The 18,399-nt window shown below is 40.1% G+C and carries 18 protein-coding genes; 11 read left to right on the plus strand and 7 right to left on the minus strand.

All coding sequences use genetic code 11. From position 1 onward, the window contains the following. The first annotated feature begins 11 nt into the window (after positions 1–11). From BVH02_RS00330 to BVH02_RS00355, 5 genes are all read left to right on the plus strand, one after another. Positions 12–500 (plus strand): TRAP transporter small permease, encoded by a 489-nt coding sequence (locus BVH02_RS00330; protein WP_086497748.1) that lies wholly within the window; start codon positions 12–14, stop codon positions 498–500. Next, positions 500–1,795: a TRAP transporter large permease gene (locus BVH02_RS00335; RefSeq protein ID WP_086497749.1), complete on the plus strand. Its 1,296-nt coding sequence runs from the start codon at positions 500–502 to the stop codon at positions 1,793–1,795. Before BVH02_RS00330 ends, BVH02_RS00335 begins: the two co-directional genes overlap by 1 nt. Positions 1,796–2,202: 407 nt before the next feature. Further along, positions 2,203–2,439 (plus strand): hypothetical protein, encoded by a 237-nt coding sequence (locus BVH02_RS00345; RefSeq protein ID WP_086497751.1) that lies wholly within the window; start codon positions 2,203–2,205, stop codon positions 2,437–2,439. A 72-nt stretch (positions 2,440–2,511) separates the two neighbouring features. After that, positions 2,512–3,060, plus strand: a complete 549-nt coding sequence (locus tag BVH02_RS00350) for an RNA polymerase sigma factor (protein ID WP_086497752.1) — start codon at positions 2,512–2,514, stop codon at positions 3,058–3,060. Then, positions 3,047–4,447 (plus strand): porin family protein, encoded by a 1,401-nt coding sequence (locus tag BVH02_RS00355; protein WP_086497753.1) that lies wholly within the window; start codon positions 3,047–3,049, stop codon positions 4,445–4,447. The genes BVH02_RS00350 and BVH02_RS00355 overlap by 14 nt, the downstream gene beginning before the upstream one ends. Before the next feature lie 639 nt (positions 4,448–5,086). On the opposite strand, the gene BVH02_RS00360 is transcribed toward BVH02_RS00355, so the two are convergent. Beyond that, positions 5,087–5,809: a DUF4397 domain-containing protein gene (locus tag BVH02_RS00360; protein ID WP_086497754.1), complete on the minus strand. Its 723-nt coding sequence runs from the start codon at positions 5,807–5,809 to the stop codon at positions 5,087–5,089. A 351-nt stretch (positions 5,810–6,160) separates the two neighbouring features. Here BVH02_RS00360 and BVH02_RS00365 point away from each other — a divergent pair, with 351 nt between their 5' ends. Further along, positions 6,161–6,967, plus strand: a complete 807-nt coding sequence (locus tag BVH02_RS00365; RefSeq protein WP_086497755.1) for a helix-turn-helix domain-containing protein — start codon at positions 6,161–6,163, stop codon at positions 6,965–6,967. Here BVH02_RS00365 and menD read toward each other — a convergent pair. Genes menD through BVH02_RS00380 form a run of 3 tightly spaced genes read right to left on the minus strand, consistent with a single transcriptional unit; the run spans position 6,942 to position 10,266 of the window. After that, a complete protein-coding gene (gene menD, locus BVH02_RS00370; RefSeq protein ID WP_086497756.1) occupies positions 6,942–8,630 on the minus strand; it encodes a 2-succinyl-5-enolpyruvyl-6-hydroxy-3-cyclohexene-1-carboxylic-acid synthase in 1,689 nt (562 codons plus the stop codon). The genes BVH02_RS00365 and menD overlap by 26 nt on opposite strands. After that, a complete protein-coding gene (locus BVH02_RS00375) occupies positions 8,627–9,844 on the minus strand; it encodes a chorismate-binding protein (RefSeq protein ID WP_086497757.1) in 1,218 nt (405 codons plus the stop codon). Before BVH02_RS00375 ends, menD begins: the two co-directional genes overlap by 4 nt. Continuing rightward, complete coding sequence (locus tag BVH02_RS00380; RefSeq protein ID WP_086497758.1) at positions 9,844–10,266, minus strand: hotdog fold thioesterase; 423 nt, start codon at positions 10,264–10,266, stop codon at positions 9,844–9,846. Before BVH02_RS00380 ends, BVH02_RS00375 begins: the two co-directional genes overlap by 1 nt. A gap of 52 nt (positions 10,267–10,318) precedes the next feature. On the opposite strand from BVH02_RS00380, the gene BVH02_RS00385 reads away from it, so the two are divergent. Continuing rightward, a complete protein-coding gene (locus tag BVH02_RS00385) occupies positions 10,319–10,942 on the plus strand; it encodes a histidine phosphatase family protein (RefSeq protein ID WP_086497759.1) in 624 nt (207 codons plus the stop codon). On the opposite strand, the gene BVH02_RS00390 is transcribed toward BVH02_RS00385, so the two are convergent. The 3 genes from BVH02_RS00390 to BVH02_RS00400 form a co-directional block, all read right to left on the minus strand. Further along, positions 10,926–11,342, minus strand: coding sequence for a hypothetical protein (locus BVH02_RS00390; RefSeq protein ID WP_086497760.1), 417 nt, complete (start codon positions 11,340–11,342; stop codon positions 10,926–10,928). The two genes, BVH02_RS00385 and BVH02_RS00390, sit on opposite strands and share 17 nt — an antisense overlap. 110 nt (positions 11,343–11,452) lie before the next feature. Beyond that, complete coding sequence (locus BVH02_RS00395) at positions 11,453–12,241, minus strand: zinc ribbon domain-containing protein (RefSeq protein ID WP_086497761.1); 789 nt, start codon at positions 12,239–12,241, stop codon at positions 11,453–11,455. A 3-nt stretch (positions 12,242–12,244) separates the two neighbouring features. After that, positions 12,245–13,345: a Nif3-like dinuclear metal center hexameric protein gene (locus tag BVH02_RS00400; RefSeq protein WP_086497762.1), complete on the minus strand. Its 1,101-nt coding sequence runs from the start codon at positions 13,343–13,345 to the stop codon at positions 12,245–12,247. Positions 13,346–13,384: 39 nt separating this feature from the next. On the opposite strand from BVH02_RS00400, the gene lpxK reads away from it, so the two are divergent. The 4 genes from lpxK to BVH02_RS00420 all read left to right on the plus strand — a co-directional run bounded on the left by lpxK (position 13,385) and on the right by BVH02_RS00420 (position 18,367). After that, entirely contained in the window at positions 13,385–14,440 is a 1,056-nt protein-coding gene (gene lpxK / locus BVH02_RS00405) for a tetraacyldisaccharide 4'-kinase (protein WP_086497763.1), read from the plus strand. After that, positions 14,441–16,402 carry a putative porin gene (locus BVH02_RS00410; RefSeq protein WP_223271779.1) on the plus strand — a complete coding sequence of 654 codons (1,962 nt, stop codon included), beginning with the start codon at positions 14,441–14,443 and terminating at the stop codon, positions 16,400–16,402. Positions 16,403–16,404: 2 nt separating this feature from the next. Beyond that, positions 16,405–17,016, plus strand: a complete 612-nt coding sequence (gene miaE / locus BVH02_RS00415; protein WP_191278295.1) for a tRNA-(ms[2]io[6]A)-hydroxylase — start codon at positions 16,405–16,407, stop codon at positions 17,014–17,016. A 106-nt stretch (positions 17,017–17,122) separates the two neighbouring features. Further along, positions 17,123–18,367, plus strand: coding sequence for an ABC transporter permease (locus BVH02_RS00420; protein WP_086497764.1), 1,245 nt, complete (start codon positions 17,123–17,125; stop codon positions 18,365–18,367). Positions 18,368–18,399 lie beyond the last annotated feature (32 nt).

Genomic DNA, 18,399 nt, shown 5'->3' on the forward strand with positions numbered 1-18,399 from the left:
GATATAAACCTATGTTTTCACCCCATACCAAGTTAAGCCTTGATAAATGGATTGCCCATATCTTGGTCATCTTGATGGCTCTCATGGTGCTCAATGTGACCTGGCAGGTCACTTCTCGCTATGTTTTTCAAAGCCCGAGTTCGTTCACGGATGAATTGTCCCGTTATATGCTGATCTGGGTAGGGATGCTGGGAGCAGCTTATGTCGCAGGGAAAAATGAGCATTTGGCCATTGATATTCTCCTGACTAAACTGGAAGAAAAAGGACAGGATAAATTAATGATCTTGATAAATAGCTGTGTTTTAGTCTTCGCACTTGTAGTAATGGTTATTGGCGGGACTAACCTAGTTTATCTTACATTTATTTTGGAACAGAGATCTGCTGTGCTGCAGATTCCACTGGCATATATCTACGGAATAATCCCATTTAGCGGGCTATTGGTGATTTACTATCAGGTCGTGGCAATTAAATTTTTGACAAGTATTAAAGCTACGGTGTAATGGAGATTTTAAGCGTATTAATATTAGTGATTTCCTTTCTTTTCTTTTTAGGAATAGGAGTGCCAGTGGCTTGGAGTCTTGGGCTTTCCAGCATGCTGACCTTACTGGTGACAGTTCAAACTATGCCGGCAATCACCACCATCGCTCAGCGAATGGGTACTGGATTGGATAGTTTTTCCTTACTGGCGATTCCTTTTTTCATTCTCGCAGGAGAATTGATGAATCGTGGAGGAATAGCCAATCGACTGATTGAATTTGCAAAGGCCTTAACAGGAAGAATGCGAGGCGGATTGCTACATGTGAATATCATTGCAGCGATGCTTATGGGGGCGATTGCGGGTTCTGCAGTAGCAGCAGCATCCTCTATGGGAGGAATTTTGGGCAAGAGAATGGAGAAGGAAGGCTATCCAAAAGAACTTGGCGCGGCAGTGAATATTACTTCTTCTACTACCGGATTGATTATCCCTCCATCCAATGTATTGATCGTTTATTCATTGGCTTCGGGAGGTGTTTCAGTTGCAGCCTTATTCGTTGCAGGTTATTTGCCGGGATTATTGGTTGGCGGATTGTTAATGGTGACAGCTGCAATTATGGTAAGAGTTCATAAGCTACCAGCAGGAGAAGGTTCTTCTTTTGGTGTAATTCTGAAAACATTTTGGGCGGCCGTTCCTAGCTTATTCCTGCTGTTTGTAGTGATCGGCGGTATAATAGGCGGTGTATTTACTGCCACAGAAGCTTCGGCTATTGCGGTAGTGTACTCATTAGTCCTGTCGCTTATTTATCGCGAACTTAAAGTGAAAGATTTGCCATCAGTTTTGCTGAAATCAGCAGAGACTACTGCAGTAGTAATGCTACTCATCGCAACTTCCATGGCAATGTCCTGGGTGATGTCAAGTGAGGAAATCCCTCAAAATATTTCGAATTCTCTATTGGGATTGAGTGATAATATTTTTGTGATTCTTATTATGATCAATTTGTTACTACTAGTCGTCGGGATATTTATGGATATGACTCCAGCAGTACTGATTTTCACTCCGATATTCCTTCCAGTTGTGACGGCGCTTGGTGTGGATCCAGTTCACTTTGGTATTATGATGGTGCTTAATCTTTGCATTGGTCTTTGTACTCCTCCAGTAGGTTCAATCCTCTTTATTGGAGTGGGTGTGGCGAATACCACTATACAGAAAATCATCAAACCTATGTTGCCATTCTATGCAGCCATGGTCATAGCCTTGATTCTGATTATGCTTTTCCCTGAGATTACACTTTGGTTGCCTAGAGTATTTGGAGTGTAGGTAATCGTGGAATGATGCATGTCGGATGACTGATGAAAAATGAAAAAGGCGGTGGTTGTAAAACCTCCGTCTTTTTGCGTTAGGCTATTTACCATTACTTAAACCTTTTCATATTTTCTCAAATTACTTTTCAGTAAAAAAATTTTTGGACTCTAGTATTTTAAAGAAGTTAAGCCTATTTTTTTTATGCTTATCCACATTTGCGCCAGCAAAAGGCAAAAAGTGAATTAATATATGGTTAACATTTGCATATCCGGCTCTTCGGTCTTCCGTCTCCCAATAGCGATTGGGAGGTCTTTCAACCGGAGAAGCCATGAAAGAGAGTTTACTGCCCTCAATGCGGATAATCATTTTTCCTTTAATCTGTAGCGTTTTTAAGCCGCTTTCCGTCAGGATATAAAAGCACTATGAATTCACTTCTGAGAATCTATCTGGTTTTGATATTTACGAGTAGCGCTTTTAACGCTGGCTCGGAGAATGACTCAATCAACACGGGTTTTCCGGTAGAAGGACTTAATTTTGCGAAGGTTAATCATCCTCAGAATTTACAAGGAATGGCAGATTGCCTCACTACTGGAGATGTAAAAGAGTATAGAAAAATTTCTGAAGCTACTGCTGAAATCAGCTCCTCGAGCTTGAATTAAAAAAGCGCAGCTACAAAATGAAAAATTCCGACTCCAAGATGGAGATCGAAACCATAGATTAAAAGGGTTGAATTGAATTGGACTGATCAGGAGTTGATCGAAGGTTGCAAACGACGATCAGCGAAGTACGAAGAGGTATTCTACAAAAAATACTATGGCTATGTCATGGGGATCAGTCTGTCCTATTCCAAAGATAAGATGCTTGCAGATGAGATTACCAACGACTCATTTATCAAGTTTTTCGGATCGATTAAGAAATTCGAGGACTTCCAATCTGTCAAGGCTTGGCTTCGCAGAATCACCGTAAATACTGCGATAGACTATTTTCGAAAGCAGAAGAAATTCCAAAATCAATCCGATGTATCTGAAGAAACCGGAGTTTTTCACGAAGTGAATGCCTTGCAGGATTTGGCATTTCAGGATATCATAAATTTAATAAATCTGTTACCAGTAGATCATAGAATGGTATTTAATCTCTATGAGATCGAAGGCTATAGTCATAAGGAGATTGGCGAAAAGCTTGGCTTAACGGAAAGTTCATCCAGAGTCTATCTGGCTAGGGCAAAAGCTCAGCTCCGCAACTTAGTATCATTACACTTGAAAGAATATGAAGGAAGATAAGCTGGATAAAGAAATTGCTGCTTCCCTTAAAGAGAAGTTAGCAGAAGCTTCAGTGCCCTACGAATTGGGCGCTTGGGAGGCTTTTCAGAAAAAGCGTGGGCAGCGTAAGCGTAGACAAATTACTTATTGGGTATCGGGGATCGCTGCGTCTCTACTATTACTAGCAGTAGGATTAAATTCTTTTGATTTAACTGAGAATGGAATTACGAATTCACCAGAAATACAACTTGCAGATGGAACAACAAGAGCACGCGAAAATAAGGCAGAGCACCTTCCTTTAGTGGATAGAGAGGTAGTTGAGCCTAGTGCTGAACCTATGATTGATCAACAAACAGTTTCACCTAACTCTGGCACAAAACTATTGTTAGAAGGAGAGGAAGAGCAAAAATCTTCTAAAACTACGATCGATCCGAAAGTATTAAATAAATCTGTTCGAGCTGAAAAGGCTGAGATTAAGGAAGACGCTACCATTCTTCCTGTAAAGCCACTTACTCCAATCGAGAAAGGACGAGAACTGGATAAAGAACGAATAAGTATTCAAAAACCTCCGCTGATAGCCGAAACAAAAGTAATTGAAAAGGCTGAAAATCAAATGGTAGAGAGATCGGTAGAAGAGTCATTGGCTCTGACAATTGAAGAGTCTGCAACCAAGGTAGAAGAACCTCTCACTACGATTGCGCCTTCCGATAAGCAACAGTTTGTGGCTGAAAGTGATTTTCCAGAAATAGAAAAAGAAAAATCTAACGTGGGACTAGGTATGGGTCTTTCACCGGGTTTTGGAGCTATACAAAATGACAATCAAGTAGCAACGGCTCAGACAATCGGACTTGGGATGTTGGTGGATATTAAGTTGCCAGGCAAGTTTACGCTAGGTTCTGGTCTTGGTCTGAATTACCTCAGTCAGAATACCGAGCAACAGAGCACTGTGATGGCATTTGGAAATTCTTATCCGCAAACTGAAAAGTTGGAAATACGTCAAATGCAATTAGAAGTGCCAGTATTCATCAAATATCCGCTGACTAAAAACAACTCCATTTCGGTACAGGCTGGTTTTTCTAACTATTATGCGCTTAATGAGAGTGGGAGACAAGAAAATAGTTATGATCGGCAAGTGGCTAGTTACAGTGTAAATGCGGATGGATTTTCTTCTGTTTCTCTGAGTAGTAAATCAATGAATAGTGCCGCTTCTCTGGAAGCCACGGAAAGCAAATTCTATCCTTTTGCTACGATAAACTTTGGACTGAACCTACTTTTACTGGAATCCAAAAGTGCTAGCTACGTGATTATGCCTTTCTATAATTACCAGCTGAAGCAAGTTTCTGGCTATGGTGATACGTATGGTTTGTTCGGTGCAAGCTTTAAGATGAACTTCGGAGGGAATAAATAGAGACGAAAGATTTTTCATCCGAAGGTTCATGATTTTAATGAACAAATCTTAAATCGAAAAATGCCTTCTGTGTATCAGAAAGGCTATTTTTTTGCTATTTTTCGTAGAAACTATTTAAAGCGATTGGCTCACCACGGTAATTACACAAAGCTCACATAGATGACCTGCATTTTCATAAGCTGGACCGACTTGGAGTTTATAACATACCATAAATAGCTAAGCTATCATTTCCCTATTCGAACAAGATTTCCATCTCAAGTAGCCACCTGTATACCCAAACATTTCAATTGCTCATCAAAAGCAGAAAAGTGATCTTAACTGAAGGATACCTGTGACTTCATTCTATAAGTTGAGTCCATTGAATATTCTGAATTGCAAATTCCAATGATAGGAAGATGTAATAGGAAATCCCAACTCAGCGTTACTGCTTTGTTTTAAGAACAGTCTGTACGTGGAGGTGAGAACTACCTACTCATGATGTGAAATAATTGATGATAGTCTTTACAGGCAAAGTCATTCAGAATAGGAAATCATAAAAGCTGGCGATCTCTGTATCATCCTCTGTGCCCTACTGCGTTAAAAATAAAAAAATCCCGACCTAATTCAGATCGGGATTTTGCATTGTGGTAGTATGATTACTTAGTAATCTATATAGTTGGTAATTAATTGCAAATCAAGCTTTTTGGAGTTAACAGTAGAAAGTTCATATCCTCTTACCACCAGCGTATAAACTCTGCTACCTTTCAATTCAATGTTCGTAGCTGTCGCAAGGATTTCTCCTTTGCTAGAAACGACTGAAAGGTTATAGATAGAAGTGGCTATACTTTCAAATTCCGAGTTGGATTTGAAAGCAACATCGCTGAAGATAGGAGTCTCTAGTTTGTCGAGTTTTAACGATACAGAACCTGCATCAGGGGAAAGATTTACCATTCGAAGTTGAGCTTCAGTTGTAGTAGGCTCCGACCAATCGTCATCAACTAGGATTGCATCTAAAGCTCCAGCGACCTCTATTATAAACATAGAGTAAACAGAATCCACCTTGATTTCAAATTCTTTTTCCAAAAGGGAAGTAAGGGAATTCGGTTCAGAAAATTTAAAGAGTCTTTTACCCGGGTAGAAATTTTTGTAGGGTAAAACTTTTGAATAATTTAATGGAAAATCGTTTACCTTATTTTGATTGGCATATACAATCGTCCCCTCGTTACTGGGTGCTCCATTGTAAATAGAAATGTAGCCCGCATCTGGGTACTCGATTGGATCATTGTCATCCATGCAGCTAGTCAACCCAATCGTTCCAGCTAATAATGCTACTGTAGCCAAAGATTTAAGATTCTTTGTTGCAAATGATTTTACACTCATCATAATGTATTTATTGGTTTTAGTTTTAAATCAATACCAAGACGTCTTCGCTATTCTTTTCGCTACAGCACGCCAGAAAGTTTGTTTATTTGGCTTGATTCAAATGAAATAGAATGCTGTCGATTCCGCTGTTTTTCCATAGCAGATCTAAAATCTACCAAAGATTGTATAAGGTGAATCAAATGTAGAATTACTGTCATTTAGGATATTTCGTCTCATAGAGTTAGACTCGTTTGCATTAGTTTAGCTCAAAATTGAAATGTCGGGTGAAAGTCGGGTCAAAACCGAGCATACTACGTCTAAAGTCAAAATCTAATCAGAGAAATTGCCATGGTAAATCAAACTATACACAACATGAAGCAACCAGAATTAGGCAAGCGTATCTCTGAAATGAGAAAGGCAAAAGGACTGACACAGGAAGAGCTGGTCGAACTTTGTAATTTGAATGTGCGGACAATACAGCGCATAGAAGCGGGAGAAGTGACTCCAAGGAGTTATACCATCAAGACACTGTTTGAGGCTTTGGGAGCACAGTGGGAGAATATAGAGAAGGGTACGGCTACTTCTTATCCGAAGTCGATAGTGACTTGGCTATACGTAGGTTTTGGAGCTGGCTTGGTTTATTTCTGCTTAAGTTACTTTGAAATCAGTATGGAGATTGAGTGGATGGAAGGGAGTTATGTAAATACCCTGAATTTTGGGTTAGTGAAAGCGGGCGTTTTGATCACTTTTTCTCTATTTATTTTTGGCTTGATCAAAATGACCTCAGCTTTCCCAAATAAAATTTTACAGATCGCACTTTGGGTGATGCTTCTTGCAAATGCGCTGTGGGCGGGAGTAGATTTCCTTGCCTTAAATATGAGTAGCTTGGATCTTAAGGACTATTACGAAGTCAAGATCAGCACATTTGGTTTAGCCTATGCTTTTATGGGAGTTGGGTTTCTTAGCTATAAAAAGCTTTGGTCCAATATCCCTCAGGTTATTGGTGCTTTGGGATTAGTGTCTGGAGTATTGATGTTTACCGTTGTAGGAGCGCTTTTCGCGTTAATTCCGCTGACCTTATTCGAATTGGGAGAGCTTGGACTTTTGGTATGGAGCATAAATACAATCGGGAGAACTTCTTCTCCCGATTCTACTATTGGCGCTGAATTGCAGTCTTGATTTTTTCTTTTACGGATTTCAATATTTCTGCGTTTAGAGGGCTGGAAGTTTCGATTTCCAGAATTTTTGAATGAAGCGAATCTTCATAAAAGTCCTCCAATGAAGCTTCCAATTCTTCCTGATTCACGACTTTGGAATAAAAGAAACCAAACTCCGTAGCCAGATGCTGAGCTGTCAGATTTTGTCTCGTTTCGAAATACTCTTCCAGCTCAGGCTGATTTTTTGGCCCATCGATCAATCTAAATATGCCACCTGCGTGATTGTTGAGTAAAATAATACGAAGATTAGCAAAGGTGTAATTATGCCAAAACGCATTGCGATCGTAGAAGAATGCCATGTCACCGGTAATTAATGTGACGATCTCTTTTGTAGTAAAAGTACATCCTACTGCTGTGGAGTTGGATCCATCGATGCCACTTGTACCACGATTGCAGATTACTTCCTGATTTCTTTTACCCAGCAAATTCAAATAGCGAACAGCCATGCTATTGGCGACGTGGATTTTAGAATGAGAAGGAGTTTGACTTAGACAGAAAGCAAGTGCTGAATATTCCCCAAAAGTTTCCTTGTTTAAAATTTGAGGTAGATTCTCTGCAACTGATTTTTCCAACGTATGCCATGCTTGGTAGTAATCAGCGTTTTGAACACCAAGATTTTGATTTAACCAATGCAGGAAAAATGCTGGTGATGTACCAATATTCCTTGTCAGTCGCAGAAAAGTGTCTTTTGCCATACCGTCAGGTTGGACATGCCAATGCGAGGCTTGAGTCTTTCTGAGGAAAAGCTTGAGTGATTTTGAGATGACAGACTTTCCAAAACTAATAATCAAATCAGGCTTCAATTCTTCTGAAATGGCCTCGTTTCCAAGCCAGTGATCGTGAAGATTAATAGTTTGATCAGATTGAAGGTTGCTAATGGTATCTGTGACGATTACCACATTTAAGTCTTTAGAAAGATTATCCACTAAGATTTGAAGCTGCGCGTTTGGCCGCTGCTGTCCGGAAATAATCACGATTTTTTGAACAATTTCCAGTCTGTTTTTGAACTGGACCAGTGATTCATCAGTGGGAATAGTTTTGCTTTTTAAAACACTGAAAACCCGTGGCTTTTCTGGGAAAACCAATTGTTCATTAACCTCTGGATAGAAGGGCTCTCGTAGAGGAATATTGATATGAACTGGTCCTGCGGGAAATTGATTAGCTAAGTTGATTGCTTCATTGACAATGCGTGATGAGTGCCAAAGTTGATCCGGATTGCTAGATGAGTCCGGGAATTGGAAGCTCCCTTTCACGTGCTTTCCGTACACATCGGGCTGGAAAATAGTCTGTCCATCGTACTGATCAATCCATTCTGAAGGACGATCAGCAGTGAGGATCAGCAGTGGGATTTGTTGGAAAAATGCCTCTGCAATTGCTGGAAAATAATTCAAAGCCGCGGAACCACTAGTACATACCAGTGCTACAGGTTGCTCTAGTTGCTGTGCAATTCCCATTGCTATAAATGCAGCCGATCGTTCATCAGAAATTGATCTTGCATGAATGTCAGGATGTCTAGCAAATGCTAATGTCAATGGTGCGCATCTCGATCCTGGAGAAAGAATGACGTTAGATATGCCTTTTTTGGCACAAATAGCTACTAATTCGGTGATTTGAGTAAGAATCAAGCGCTTGGATTTTGAATGAATCTACCTATGATTTGGCATTTAAGCTCTGTTTCTTCCCATTCTTTTTCTGGGTCAGAATCTTCAGTAACACCCGCTCCCGCATACAGCGTGGCTTGATCGTCATGAAGACTGGCAGTCCTCAAATTAACATAGATCGAGGTGCTTCCCTGAATATTTACTGATCCCAAGAATCCTGAATAAAATGAACGATCGAACCCTTCAAATTCCTGAAGGAAATCATGCGCTTCTCGTCTAGGCATTCCGCAGACTGCCGATGTAGGATGGAGTAGTTCAAGCATGATGGATCCAAGTTCGGGGAATCCGGTTTCTTGCATGTTGATTCTGAAGTCTGATCGAAGATGCAGAAGATTGCCAGCCATAACTGTTTTTGGCCCATGCTCTTCGTATTCGCGTAAGCGTATTTTTTTGAAACAGGCAACTATATATCTACTGACTAGTGCTTGTTCCTCAATTTCCTTTTGTGTCCATGCAACAGACTTGAGTGGATTATCTCCACTTGCTTTTTGCGTTCCGGCTAGAGACATAGTATAAAATGTATCTCCTTTTGTCTCAATCAAGGTCTCGGGAGAAGCGCCGATCCAAGTGCCAACATGAGGCAAATGGAAGAAATTAATAAAGGCATTAGGATAAGAATCCATTAAGTTCAGCAGTGTACTGCCCAAGTTGAAATCCAAAGGAATAGAAATAGTCTTGGTTCGAGCAGGCACAACTTTTTCGAGCTGTTTTTGCTGAATCGCTTCGATACCTTTTTTCACCAGCTGTATGAAATGTGCTTTTTCCTCACTCGATTTAGAAGTTTTAGTCTTGTGAGTAAGGGTTTGCTTGGACAATAAATCCCGGATAGCATTAGGAGAAAGTCTCTTCTGATTTGTTAATTGGATTTTGGCCCACTCAGGTAAATCAGCAGTGGCTAATGGGTTGTCAAGCTCAAAGGAAAAGTACTTATTGGCCTTGATGAAATAGGCTTTTTTGTCCATCTGATCTGCAAATGGATGAACAATAAATCCTGGGTCAAGCTTTTCAATCGATAAATCAACTTTAACAGGAATGGTAGTCTCATCCAAGACAATTTCAATATTGTTGGTTTTGGGCTTTCGCCAAATGGCGAAAGAACCACCAGAAGTCATACCCAGCTGAAGCAGGAGTTGAAGGATTTCTGTATTTGTATGATTTGTGGCTACGTTGGTATGCATTACTTTTTATCTAAAATCGCCATGGTAATTCTGCTAATACAGCAAAGCTGCCCTTGCTCATTTGTGATTTTTATCTCCCAGACCTGAGTACTTCTTCCTAAGTGAATAGGTTTGGTAGTTCCAGTAACCACTCCTGACTTAACGCCTTTTAGGTGATTAGCATTTATTTCTAGCCCTACGCACACTTGTTTCGTCAAATCAATAGTTAGCGAGCTGGCTACACTCCCGAGCGTCTCAGCAAGCACGACATTGGCTCCACCGTGCAACAAGCCCATAGGTTGCTTAGTTCGTTCATCTACAGGCATAGTAGCGCTTAGGTGATCATCTCCAATATCTGTGAAAACAATTCCCAAGAATTCTGTCATTGTATTTTTACCAGTTAAATTAATCTGATCCAATGAAGGCTTTTGAACGAATACCATGAAAATTAGAGTAAATGAGTTTTCTTTGGGGCGAAGACAAAAATAGAGAATCTTGAATCGAAAAAAAATTTACCTAGTTAGGCACGGACAAACTGATTTTAATCTAAAAGGCGTAGTGCAGGGAAGTGGAATTGACGCGCCCATCAACGAGAACGGCAGAAGTCAGGCTGCAGCTTTTTTTGCAGCGTATAAAAACATTCCGTTTGATCAGGCTTATTACACTGGACTACAGCGTACGAAGCAATCAATTCAGTCATTTTTGGATTTGGGAATTCCAGCGATTTCCACCACCGATCTCAACGAGATTTCTTGGGGAGATTATGAGGGGCTACCGATGACACATGAAGAGAATCAATATTATTTGCACATGCTTGATCAGTGGCGCCAGGGAAACCTAGATTATTGTATCGCAGGCGGAGAAAGTCCAAATCTTGTAGCCAAGCGAATGCAGAAAGGAATCGATGCAATTATTGCAGGGCCAGGTAATACGATATTGGTCTGCATGCACGGGCGTGCGATGCGCATCTTTTTAAGTTTGATTATGAAGCGGGATTTGTGCCATATGGATGAGTTTGAGCACAAGAATCTTTGTTTGTATTTACTCCAAGAAAAAGAAGATGGGACTTTCGAGTTACTAAAAAGAAACGACACCCTGCACCTTAAGGAGCTGGGGTAGTACTTCGCTTATCGTTTTTCTTCTTTTGCTGATTTGCTTCAATAGCTATCAGGTAATTATCCAAAGATTTTTTATTAGCCGTCATGTCAATCAGTCGGAAAGCAATTTCCTGAAGCTTGATGTTTTCGCCTTTGTCCAGCGATACTAAAAACTGTCCGAGAAAACATGCATCAAAATCGCATTCCGGAATGTCTATGATCATCGCAAGCTCAGAATTTCCAGCATATGTCCTGATTTTAAAGTCAGAAGAAAATTGTGACTGAATTTCTTTCAACGAGGTATTCAGCGATTTTAATTCCTTTGATTTGAACAATACCAAAAAAGTTTTGGAGTCAGTCTCTGTAGCAAATACAGAGAGAGAGATAAATAGGGTGATAGCTAGAATTCCAAGACTTTTCATAGCTGTCAATATAGATAAATTATTGCGTTCTATACAAAAATCAGGACAAAAAGAAACCCCGAGCTTCAAGCTCGGGGTTTCTTTTATATGGATAATGCTGTATAAGCAGCTTACGCCTTAGTTGCCTTAGTAGCTTTAGTCGCTCTTTTTTTCTTTGGAGCTACTTCTTCTACTACTTCATCTTCTACGCCGGCAAGGATTCTACCGCAATGCTCACAAACGATTAGTTTTTTCTTCTCACGAATATCAGCTTGTCTTTGAGGGGGAACTGTGTTAAAGCATCCACCGCAAGCACCTCTTTTAACCAAGACTACTGCTAAGCCATTTTTGGCATTTGCTCTAATTTTGGTGTATGATTTAAGAAGTCTTTCGTCAACTTTTTTAAGCGATTTATCACGATCATTTTTAAGTTTCGCTTCATCAGATTCGCTTTCAGATACAATCGAAGATAATTCGTTGTTTTTCTGATCTAAATCTTTCTGGCGATCCTTTCTCACTGCACTTAATTCTTCTAAATCGACTTTTTTAGTGTCAATTCGGTAACCAGCTTCAGTGATTTTTTTCTTCGCAACCTGAATCTCTAGATCCTGAAGCTCAAGCTCCTTGGTGATCGCATCGTATTCGCGGTTATTGCGAACATTCATCTGCTGCTCCTGGTACTTTTTGATCAGTTTTTCAGAGTCCTTGATGCTTTCTTTAAGCGCCTTTATTTCGTTATCAAAAGAATCTATTTCACTTTGAAATTTCTCCAATCTAGTTTCATAACCAGCAATTTCATCTTCTAAGTCTTGAACCTCTTCAGGAAGAGCTCCGCGGACTTTAATGATGGCATCTAGTTTTGAATCTAAAAGTTGAAGGTTGTGAATAGCTTCGAGTTTCTGTGCTACTGTACTTTCCATGTACTATCGGTAGGATGAGGGATTTGTAACTACTTTTGTCAAATAGAGTGCAATATTAGGGAAATTTTGTGACAATAACTCGTGGAGCAATTCTTTTGTGAAAATTTCGCTCTCGTAATGTCCGATGTCACAGAGAATTAATGCTCCGTCTGCGTCGAAAAACTCATGGTATTTCACGTCAGCCGTGACAAACACGTCAGCTCTCGCTCTTTTTGCATCTCCAAGAAGAAAGATTCCTGCACCGCCACAAACGGCCACTTTCTTGATTTTCCTCGGTAATACTGCTGTATGCTTGAGTACATCTAAGTTCATTTTGTCTTTCAAGTAATCCAAAAACTCTTCACTGTCCATCTCCTCCGATAGTGTACCGATCATACCTGCACCGACTTCCTGATTTTCATTTTCAAGACCTTGCACATAATAAGCTACTTCCTCATAGGAATGAGCTTCACGCATTTTTTGCAATACACCAGATAGAAGATAATTAGAGACTAAGACTTCCACACGTACTTCTTCCAGCTCCTTCGCTTTCCCACGTTCCCCGATCGATGGATTTGCTTTTGCCGAAGGCGTAAAAGTTCCTGTCCCATTTACCTGAAAAGAGCAATCTGCGTATTCGCCAATTTTTCCAGCTCCAGCTTTATAGACTGCCTGAAGAACCTTGTCTTTTTCTGCCTCAGGTACATAAAAGACAAGTTTGCTGAGCAAATGCTTTTTTGGCACTAAGATTTTGGTATCCAAAAGTCCCAGTCGATCTGAAATCCGCTTGTTTACGCCCTGCGCTACGTGATCGAGATTAGTGTGAATAGCATAGATTGCGATGTCATTTTTTATCGCTTTGATGATCGTGCGCTCTACATAATTCTTTCCAGTGAGACTTTTTAGTCCTTTGAAAACGATCGGGTGATGAGCCACAATCATATTGGCTCCCAAAGCTATAGCTTCTTCGATAGTAGATTCTATGCAGTCTAGCGAACAAACAATTCCTGTGACGTCGGAATCTCTGTCGCCTGTAATCAAAGTTGCGTTATCGTAAGACTCCTGATAGGATGGAGGGGCGATTTGTTCCAAGTAGGAAATCACATCGCTAATCTTGTATCCCATAATTTTTCTGTTTATTTGATCAAAAATAGTAATTCTCTAATGAGCAGGTACGCTTTTTTGCTTTATCCTTTTGCTTTATTGTACCATTTGGTCACTTGGATACGTAATTGGTTTTTCGAGTTGGACTGGCTGAAAAGTGTACCTTCTCCAATTCCAAGCATCGTAGTTGGCAATCTGAGCGTGGGAGGCACGGGTAAAACACCAATGGTAGAATTTCTCATTCGAATGCTTTGCAAAGAGAAAAGAATTGCTGTTCTGAGTAGAGGTTATGGAAGGAAAACCAAGGGTTTTTTAGAGGCAAACCCGCAGATTTCTCCAGATGAAATAGGCGATGAACCCTTTCAGATATATCAAAAATTCGGGCAAGACATTTCAGTTTATGTAGGTGAAAATCGAGTAGCCGCACTACAGGAAATTGCTGCCAAGACAGATTTTGCTGAACTGGTAATTTTAGATGATGCTTTTCAGCATCGCTATGTAAAAGGTGACTTGAATATTCTTTTGACGACTTACCAAAAGCCTTTTTTCTCCGATTATTTATTGCCTATGGGCAGACTCAGGGAAGGTAGAGCTGGCGCAAAAAGAGCTGATGTTATCATTGTGACCAAATGCCCGGATGTGTTAGATCGTGTAGAAAAGGATAGTGTTACAAATGAAGTACGTGCCTATAGTCATGCCAATACGCCTGTTTTATTTTCTTCAATTTCCTATGGTATCCCTATTCCATTAGAAGAGATCAATACTTTTTCCCGAAAAATAATCTTATTAACTGGCTTGGCAAATGATCAGTCTCTGGTAAACTATGTGGCGGAGAATTATGAATTGTTGGAAGTGCTTAGATATGCAGACCATCATGACTATGTGGAGGCTGATTTCGAAAGGATTCGCGCAAAAGTGAAGCAACATGGTGCACAAAATCCCGTTGTGCTAACGACCGAAAAAGATGCAGTGAAAGTTAAATCCTACGCTCCCAAAGGTTTTCTGAAAGAAATTCCGATTTTTGCACTACCGATAGAAGTGAATTTTTCTACTGATGATGAGTTAACTTTGGCACAACTAATCCAACATAAAGCCTTCAAAAAGGCCGATATCTAAGTGAATATACGATTACTCTGTTTTATATTTTCCCTCAGCATTTCGAGTTTTTACGCCGCTTTTGCGCAGCGTACGGTACCTGTTACTGGCCAAAATCCTAATCAGCAACGAAATGGAGAAGGCCTTGACCCTGAAGAAGAGGAAGGTGGGCAGAGAAAATCATTACTGGATGATAGTACACGTATGGTCTATGGACCTAAAACAAGTTTGTACTTTTATGAAAAAGATATCAAGCGAAACAATCTGATTCTTTATCCTCAAGATACTGCTTTAAATAATTTTCATAATTACGATCCTGTTGCCAAAAGCAATTGGAAGTATCAGAATCTGGGTAATGTTGGTAGTGCGACTAAGCCAATGTTCTATGAGATCCCCGATGTAATTGGTACTAGATCAGGTTTCTCAGCGTATGATTTGTACTATCATGCTCCAGAAAACAATAAATATTTTGATACCAAATCTCCCTTCACAGAGATGTCGGCATTATTTGGTGGAGGCCAACGAAACATGTTGGATATCGCCTTTGCCCGGAATATTAATTCTAGATGGAATGTAGGCTTCGACTTTCATACCATTCGAGCTCGGAAAACCCTCAATCCTGTAGCGAGAGATGATAATATGGTGGTTCAAAATTCCTATTCTGTGCACACCAATTATCGTTCTGAAAATGGAAAATATTGGCTTTTGGCTAATTTTTCCAGAATGCTTCATAAGGTAAATGAAATCGGAGGTATTATTCCGCCTGATGTGGATAGTACCTCAGTTTATTTCACCTATGAAGATGCCAAAGTATGGCTCAGCAACACGCAAACGCGAGATTTGAGGCAGGAGCAAAGAGCTTATCATGAGTACAGCATCAGAGATGAGCTGCAGATTTATCATATATTTGACTATAAGAATAAGGATTTAGCATTTGATGCAGCCTTAAACACCTCGGATTCCCTATTTTATCCTAAAACTCGCTACAATGCCTTATTAGATAGCAGTCAGTTTGACACGACGATGAATAGGCATAATTTCAGAGAATGGGGAAATGAAGTTGGGTTCAAAGGAAGTTTCAAAGGTTTCTATTATAATGCTCACGCGAAATTTCGTGGAGGACGTATGAAAAGCCCCTTTTATCCTGAAGGTGAGAGTAACAACTTCAATGAGGTTTATCTAGGCGGTGAGCTAATCGGTAAAATTTCCGAGAAATGGTCGATTAGTGCAGACGGAGAGTATCTGATTCCAGGAGCTTTCAGATTGCACGGTTTGTTTATTTCTCCCTGGCTAGAGGTAGATTATACCAAGGCTGTTTACAAACCAGCTGCTATGGAGCAGATGTACTTTGGGAATCATTACCAATGGGATAATGCGTTTGATAATGTAGGTGTAGATCAGATTCGAGGGGTGGTGAAGATAGATTTCCAAAAGATCAAACTCAGGCCTTCCTTGACGATAAATCGTATCAATAACTACGTGTATTTTAACGAAGAGCGCATAGCCGAACAAGCGAGCGGAGAGGCATTTATGTTGATTCCAGGATTGAAAGCTAGCATGCGCATCGGCCAAAAGTTTCAGTGGGATACTGAGGTAATTTTCACCCAAATCACAGGAGAATCTGGTGATAACTTTAGAATCCCCAAATTATACGGGAACACCAAATTTTATTTCGATAGTCCAATGTTCAATGAGAACGTTTATGTCCAAATCGGTTTGGATATTCGCTATCATTCAGATTATTTGGCAACCGCCTATTCACCCGCCACTCAGCAATTTTACCTTCAGAATGATTTCAATGTCTATGCCTATCCTGTGGCGGATGTTTTTCTGAATTTTCGGATTAATCGAACCCGAGTTTTATTGAAATACAATCACCTGAATAGTGGGCTAATGAAAGACGAAGGATATTTTGTTACGCCAGATTACACGGGTTATAAATCGTTTATTGATCTGGGGATTACCTGGTATTTATTTGACTAACTATGAGTTGGGAAGAAAGCACACGCGAGAAAATGTTGCATTTGAAATTGCCCACAGACCCAAGATGGGCTGGTGTCGCAGCTTTGAAACTAGAGGACATCCTCACCGATCATGCATATTGTGAACAAAAGGCTGCTTCCTCAGGCATTAGTTTGATCGTGCGCTTTAATGATTATGTTGATGTGGTAGATACAATGATGCCAATTGTCGCAGAGGAATGGGGGCATTTTGAACGAGTACTTGAGCAGATTAGGAAGCGAGGGTTGACTTTTGGGCCGAATCGAAGGGACGAGTATGTTACTCAGCTTACTAGCTTTATGATAAAGGGCGGAAGTAGGAAACAGCAACTTACTGAGCACTTGTTGCTCAATGCATTAATAGAAGCGAGGAGTTGTGAAAGGTTTAAACTTTTGTCTACTCAATTGGAAGATCAGGAACTCCGTAAATTCTACTATGAACTGATGATTTCTGAGGCTGGACATTACGTCACCTATTTAGAATTAGCTCGCAAATATCAGGATGCTGATGAGGTAAATCAACGATGGAAAGAATGGTTGGACTTCGAAGGTGAGGTTATAAAGAATTTGAAAGTTCGTGGTGATAGAATTCACTGATCAGTTCTTTAATTATATAACTGGATAGTCATTTCCCAAGGAATTATTTATACTTGATATATCTAGTCGAAATTGGCTTATAATTTCGTTCTATTATGAACATACTATGAATTTGATCGAAAACGTACGTGAAGCAGTACGCTCTATAAAAGTTAATCTATTAAGGACTGTTCTGACGGGTGCTATCATTGCTATAGGTATATCCTCACTTGTCGGGATGCTTACCGCTATTGATGGAATCAAAGCTCAGATTGCCGATAGTTTTTCTGGCTTAGGCGCAAATTCATTTGACCTCAGAAATAAGGGATATAGTGGGGGTAGAGCTATTCAAGATGGTAAAACCGAGAAAACATATCCCAAGCTTACCTTTAGAGAGGTGATGAATTTCAAGGAAAAATACAACGATGTTGGTATTTCTACTGTGTACGTATCTGTCACAGGAAATGCAGAAATTAAGAGAGGTTCTAAAACTACTAATCCGAATGTTCGTGTTCGAGGTGGTGATGATAACTACCTAACTATTAAAGCGTTGAAGCTGGATTTTGGCAGGAATTTTAGCAGCATGGAAATTCAAAATGGCACTAATGTATGTATTATTGGTAAGGAGCTTAAGACCACACTTTTTGAATCAAATGAAGATCCAATAAACCAAAAAATCACTGTGTTAGGTAAACCCTACACCATAGTTGGGATCCTTGAGGAACAAGGGGGAATGGGGCCAGACCAAGGTGCTGACAGACAGATTCTTATTCCTATAGAGAACGCTAGCCGATTAGATAAAAGAGGGAATTTCACTTATAACATAACTGGCGTGGCATCTGGTCCTGAGCGGATAGATTATGAGATGGGTCAGGCGATTGGTATGATGAGAGAAATCCGTCAAGATCGCGTTGCGCAAGAAGATTCATTTGATTTGACTAAAAGTGAGTCAGTAGCTGAAAGTCTGGAAGAAGTTGCTGGATACCTAAGATTGGGAGGTTTCGGTATTGGTTTTATCACACTTTTAGGGGCTTCCATAGGATTGATGAATATCATGCTGGTATCCGTAACTGAACGAACAAGAGAAATCGGGATTAGAAAAGCGCTAGGCGCTACACCACTGAGAATCAGACAGCAATTTTTGCTCGAAGCCATTATGATTTGCATAATTGGCGGAGCAATGGGAGTTCTTTTGGGAATCTCCATTGGGAATGTGATAGCCTTAGTGATTGGGGTTGGAGGTTTCTTGATTCCTTGGATGTGGATGTTAATAGCCTTTGGGATCTGTATCTTAGTTGGATTGATGTCTGGTTATTTCCCAGCTTACAAAGCTTCCAAACTGGATCCTATCGAATCCTTAAGATACGAGTAAAAAAAATCAGTCCATAAAAAAGGCTTTCAATT

This window comes from Algoriphagus ratkowskyi (assembly GCF_002150505.1).
GTDB classification, from domain to species: Bacteria; Bacteroidota; Bacteroidia; order Cytophagales; family Cyclobacteriaceae; genus Algoriphagus; species Algoriphagus ratkowskyi.

Coding starts and splice junctions, on each gene's coding strand:
- BVH02_RS00330 (WP_086497748.1), top strand. CDS start 12: ATGTTTTCACCCCATACCAAGTTAAGCCTTGATAAATGGATTGCCCAT.
- BVH02_RS00335 (WP_086497749.1), top strand. CDS start 500: ATGGAGATTTTAAGCGTATTAATATTAGTGATTTCCTTTCTTTTCTTT.
- BVH02_RS00345 (WP_086497751.1), top strand. CDS start 2,203: ATGAATTCACTTCTGAGAATCTATCTGGTTTTGATATTTACGAGTAGC.
- BVH02_RS00355 (WP_086497753.1), top strand. CDS start 3,047: ATGAAGGAAGATAAGCTGGATAAAGAAATTGCTGCTTCCCTTAAAGAG.
- BVH02_RS00360 (WP_086497754.1), bottom strand. CDS start 5,809: ATGATGAGTGTAAAATCATTTGCAACAAAGAATCTTAAATCTTTGGCT.
- BVH02_RS00365 (WP_086497755.1), top strand. CDS start 6,161: ATGAAGCAACCAGAATTAGGCAAGCGTATCTCTGAAATGAGAAAGGCA.
- BVH02_RS00375 (WP_086497757.1), bottom strand. CDS start 9,844: ATGCATACCAACGTAGCCACAAATCATACAAATACAGAAATCCTTCAA.
- BVH02_RS00380 (WP_086497758.1), bottom strand. CDS start 10,266: ATGGTATTCGTTCAAAAGCCTTCATTGGATCAGATTAATTTAACTGGT.
- BVH02_RS00390 (WP_086497760.1), bottom strand. CDS start 11,342: ATGAAAAGTCTTGGAATTCTAGCTATCACCCTATTTATCTCTCTCTCT.
- BVH02_RS00395 (WP_086497761.1), bottom strand. CDS start 12,241: ATGGAAAGTACAGTAGCACAGAAACTCGAAGCTATTCACAACCTTCAA.
- BVH02_RS00400 (WP_086497762.1), bottom strand. CDS start 13,345: ATGGGATACAAGATTAGCGATGTGATTTCCTACTTGGAACAAATCGCC.
- lpxK (WP_086497763.1), top strand. CDS start 13,385: ATGAGCAGGTACGCTTTTTTGCTTTATCCTTTTGCTTTATTGTACCAT.
- miaE (WP_191278295.1), top strand. CDS start 16,405: ATGAGTTGGGAAGAAAGCACACGCGAGAAAATGTTGCATTTGAAATTG.
- BVH02_RS00420 (WP_086497764.1), top strand. CDS start 17,123: ATGAATTTGATCGAAAACGTACGTGAAGCAGTACGCTCTATAAAAGTT.